This window comes from Pseudomonas edaphica, assembly GCF_005863185.1.
Taxonomy (GTDB): domain Bacteria; phylum Pseudomonadota; class Gammaproteobacteria; order Pseudomonadales; family Pseudomonadaceae; genus Aquipseudomonas; species Aquipseudomonas edaphica.
Genome location: NZ_VBVZ01000504.1, coordinates 1 through 4,636, shown reverse-complemented (window position 1 = coordinate 4,636; position 4,636 = coordinate 1). Strand labels below are relative to the sequence as shown.

At 53.7% G+C, this 4,636-nt stretch carries 4 protein-coding genes and 1 pseudogene; all 5 read right to left on the bottom strand.

The genetic code is table 11. From position 1 onward, the window contains the following. Positions 1-482, bottom strand: a 482-nt coding sequence (locus FEM54_RS25275; RefSeq protein WP_240792803.1) for a LysR family transcriptional regulator, incomplete at its 3' end; no start/stop codon positions are given. A 35-nt stretch (positions 483-517) separates the two neighbouring features. After that, complete coding sequence (locus FEM54_RS25270) at positions 518-1,252, bottom strand: isochorismatase family protein (protein WP_138453516.1); 735 nt, start codon at positions 1,250-1,252, stop codon at positions 518-520. A 49-nt stretch (positions 1,253-1,301) separates the two neighbouring features. Next, on the bottom strand, positions 1,302-1,922 hold the full coding sequence (locus FEM54_RS25265) for a cysteine hydrolase family protein (protein ID WP_138453515.1): 621 nt from the start codon (positions 1,920-1,922) through the stop codon (positions 1,302-1,304). Positions 1,923-2,129: 207 nt separating this feature from the next. After that, complete coding sequence (locus FEM54_RS25260; protein ID WP_138453514.1) at positions 2,130-4,121, bottom strand: DUF1302 domain-containing protein; 1,992 nt, start codon at positions 4,119-4,121, stop codon at positions 2,130-2,132. Between the two features lie 213 nt (positions 4,122-4,334). Continuing rightward, positions 4,335-4,636: pseudogene (locus tag FEM54_RS34135) on the bottom strand (DUF3772 domain-containing protein); the annotation flags it as partial.

Here is a 4,636-nt window from a genome sequence, read left to right as displayed (position 1 = left end):
ACGGTGAGGGTGCGAGCGATCAGCGTGGTATCGCCCAAAGCGCTGGCGATGCGGATGGCGACATCGAAGCCCTCGGCCACCAGGTCAACGAATTTGTCGTCGCAGCACAGCTCAAGTTCGATATCGGGATAACGCTTCTGAAACCCCGGCAGCCAGTGCGGCAAGTCCAGCGTGCCCACCACCAGCGGCACACTGACCCGCAACAGGCCTTCGGGGCGCTGATGCCCCTGTGCCATGGCCTGGGTAGCTGCATCGAGGCTGTCAAGAATATCGACACAGGCTGCGAAGTACTGCTCCCCAGGGCCGGTCAGGCTGAAACGTCGGGTATTGCGGTTGATCAACTGAACGCCCAGTTCAAGTTCCAGCTGCTGCAACTGCCGAGATATCGTCGAGTGGGTAGTGTCCAGCCGCTCTGCCGCAGCAGAGAAGCCCTTGGCCTCGACAATGCACCGAAAGGCGCGCATGGCAGATAGCTGGTTCATGAAGCGGGCGTTACTCCAATGAGTGATCAGGCTGATCAGTGAACCGGCAAGGCGACGATTTGCGCGGTGGTCAGCACTGAACCGAAGGTGTCTTCGATCTCGGCCAGCGCCGAGTCATGCAGTTGGTCTTTGGTCACCGAACGCCCATTGGCGCGAGTGATGGCGCGGGTTGCCGTGGCGTCGGATGCTACCACAACGTAGTAGCCCAACGGCGTGGCGTCGCGGGCCGCAGCGGCGACACAGGCGTGGGTCATGAGGCCGGAAATGATCAGCGTCTTGATCCCGGCTTTCTTCAGCTGGGCATCAATATCGGTGCTGGCGAACACGCTGACGGTGGTTTTCTGAATAACCTTGTCCTGCGGGCGTGGCTGCATCAGCGGATGGAAATCCACGGTCTTGCCATCTTTGGCAAATACTGCGGCGCCATTTGGAGCGATGTGCTGCACGTGGATCACCTGGATGTGTTCCTTGTCTGCGAAGGCAATCAGGCGCTGAGTGTTTTCCAGGGCTTTCATGCCATCCGGGATCGGCATGCGGCCGGTGTAGTACTCATTCTGGAAGTCGATCACCAACAGTGCGGTGGTCTTGGCGTCCAGTTTGTCAGTTGGCTTGGCACCGAACATGGCGCGAATGGTTGGGTGTGGGTTAGCCGGTGCCTCGGCGGCGGCAGCAAACTGGCCGAGGCCCATTATCAAGCCCAGGCCGATGACGGCAGATTTGAGCAGCTTGGGCAGAAGGCGGCTCGATGGAGTGGCGAATGTGCAAGTCATGATGCAGTCCTGTTTGACGAGTTGAATTAGGGTGCTGAAAGGCCGACCGTTAGCGCACAGACAAGCCGATGACCTGGGACGTGGTCAGCACGTCACCAAAAGTGTCTTCAATTTCGGCGAGTGCCGAGGCATGCAGTTGGTCCTGGGTCACCGACTCACCGTTGGCGCGAGTAATCGACCGGGTCGCCGATGCATCGCTCGCGACCACGATGCCGTAGCCCAACGCCGCACCATCACGGGCCGCACCCGCGACACAGGCGTGAGTCATCAAGCCGCAGATGATCAGGGTACGGATGCCCTGGTGCTGAAGTTGGTTGTGCAGGTCAGTGCTGGCGAACACGCTGACGCTGGTCTTCTGCACCAGTGTGTCTTGAGCGCGCGGCTGCATCAGTGGGTGGAAATCGATGGTGTTGCCGTCCTGGGCAAACACTGCGGAACCGGCCGGTGCGAGGTGCTGGATGTGAATGACCGGGATCTTGTGCTGGTCGGCGAATTCGATCAGAAACTGGGCGTTATGTAACGCGGCGCCGCCGTCGGGGATCGGCATTTTGCCGTTGAAATATTCGTTCTGGAAATCGATGACCAGCAGTGCGGTGGTGGCTGGGTCAAGCTGGGTGACGGGTGTTGCGCCAGACATTGCGCGGATGGTCTGTTGAGAGGGGTTGGTCATTTGTGCGTTTCCTTAAACCGTGACGGGGTGAGTGGCGTCGAGTTTAAGGAGACTTCTATGTTTGAATAACGCACATAACCAAACAATACATGTGCAAAAACCGCACAAAAAAAAACAGAAAAATAAACCAACTTGCACTCAACGAGAAAGCGACGGCTTTCAGACCGCCGCACCTATCGAGCGTGCGAGCCATCTATCAAACTCGTATTAGAATGTGTAACTCACACTCATCACAACGTTATCCCTATCCCGCAACGCGTTTTGTTGCCCAGCCCCCCAAAATTTGTTGTAGGCCAGCTCACCTTCTACACTGTTGTAATACTTACCTTTGAGACCGGCCGTGTAGACTTGACGACCTTCAATAAAGTTACCAGCCTGACTAGAGTTACCCTTGAAATCATTTTTGTAAACTATAAAAGGGGATAGGCTGAATTTGGCAAAAACCTCATCCCATGTACCACTTAACATCAGTGTATACCCGTACGCATCTCGGTAGATTTGTGCTTTCCGACCGCCAACAGGATACCCTACATTCTGGCGTCCGGAATAATGGCGGGTAGATCCATCGTACGCTGTATAGGTCAGGTCACTTCCACGATAGTGCTCCGAGGCCAGTTCAAATACCGCATAGCTCGAATCGAAACCGAACACTGGCCCAAAGAACTGCATCGCCCCCAATGAAGTATTATATGTCTGAACACGAGTAGAGTTGTCGATCACACCGTCTCGAGTGAGCGAACGGCCTGCGACCAGTGCCGTCCCGCTTTTTGCACCAAAGGCCCCCGAGTTGTCAGCAAACTGAGCCCCTTGCGCGGCTATATCGCTTATAGCATCATCGGTCGCGGCCACGCCGATTACATTATTGGGACGATAGGCTATTTCACCGAACAATAGTGAGCTTGCAAGTTTGGTTTTGAAGCTGAAGCCATACATCTGGATGTTCTCAGCATACGCACGGTTTGCAACAAGATTGCCCAAAACATCCACAGTTGCCATACCACCCGCCAAGGCGCCGCACGCTGTTCCAGCACAGAGTGGTGTGCCCCCTGATGCTCCGCCTAGTGACTTGGCCAGTTGCTGAATATCAACACCTTGGTAGCCCGGAAACTCGCCTCGTACGGTAGGGAGTTTGGCATGGTAGTTGACGAAGTAAGCGCCAAATTCTGTCGAATGCAGATGTTGAGCTATGTATTTAAATGACACCCCCCACTGACCATTGTCTTTAGCGTTACGATCACCCGCTATGCTCGCTACTCGAAAATCATTCCCGGAGGCATAGTTCTGTCCTCCAGCCCCCTGGTAAAGCCCAGATGCCTTGACGGCGTTCAACTGGCTGGTATTCCCTACGGTCCCTGAGCCGAGTGCAGAGTAGGCACCGAGCACAGGTGCAAGAGCTGCGTTGGAGCTATAGGCGACCTTGCCACCATCCGAAAACAAATCCGTTTCGGAGTAGTAGGTGCCTACCGGGCTGAACTGGGTTTTTGCCCAATCGATTTGATAAAAAGCCTCCATCGATAAGTGCTCAGACAACCCCACCCCGAACTTCAACGCATTTACCGGCGTCCAACTTTCCTTATTCAGCGATCCCGGGAGCCTATAACGAATGACATCAAAGGGATTAGCAATGTTTACCCCACCGGCATAAAACATGCTCGTGCCCCAGGCAATAACCTGGTGACCAAAGCGCGCGGTGACAGGCACTCCCTCTACATCCCACTTACCATACACGTAAGCATCCAAGAGTTCGACATCGCGCCCTGCCTTGTTCCTGACCGCGTTGCCAAACGTGTTGTCATTCGGATAACGTTGGCTGCGCTCGGCTGGGGTATTGTTGTCATAATAATCGTTATGACCACTCATTATTTGGGTGTCGTAGAAGGCAGAGCCACGCACAAACACACCATAGTTTTTGTAGGCGACATCCAAGTCAGACGTGATTTTATAGACCTCGGAAACCAACCCTGTATTAAAGTTGCGGCTTCCATCATCCGCATTTAAATCTCTGTTATTTTTATCGCGACCTTGTACGCGCCAAAGTTCACCGTAGGAAACGGTCGTGATGAGGGTGCCAGAAATCTCGTTTTCCATTAATTTGAATTCTGCCGCCTGCCCTCCCGTCAAAACAAGAGTAGCGGCGGCGCCGGTTAAGAAGCGCGCACTTTTAGTCCTACTGCAATGCCACAGGGATTCTTTTTCCATACACTTACACCTTGCTTTTGTTTTTATTTAGGGTGATTTCATTTCGAAACGGCATCGTTCAGCCGCGGCGATATTTGCCTGCCTCTGATTTACTTGAGGTGAACGACACGTGTACCAGGCTGATCGCGTAAGCTTGACAATACGCGGACACCAGCCCTTGAAAATTTGCAAACTCGGCCAATAATTGGACCGAACAATTATTCACGCAGGACGTTACGGCATAGTTGGGCTCGATAGGCTATTTTCCGCCTGGACCAACATCACACTTTGGGGCGATGACAATCCAATACCCATTTCTTGAAGGCGAGCCAGCAGGATAAATAACAAGTCGCTACGAATAGCAGACACCGAACGTGGGCTATTCACATAACCGCTGACACCGATAATCAGCCCTTCTCTGGCTAAATCCTTGAATGTTACTGAAGGTGCGGGGGTATCAAGAATTGACTCGTGTGCTGTAAACGATTGCATAAACAATTCGCGAACTTTTATCACATCGGTATCGAGCGGCACCG

Coding starts and splice junctions, on each gene's coding strand:
- FEM54_RS25260 (WP_138453514.1), bottom strand. CDS start 4,121: ATGGAAAAAGAATCCCTGTGGCATTGCAGTAGGACTAAAAGTGCGCGC.
- FEM54_RS25270 (WP_138453516.1), bottom strand. CDS start 1,252: ATGACTTGCACATTCGCCACTCCATCGAGCCGCCTTCTGCCCAAGCTG.
- FEM54_RS25265 (WP_138453515.1), bottom strand. CDS start 1,922: ATGACCAACCCCTCTCAACAGACCATCCGCGCAATGTCTGGCGCAACA.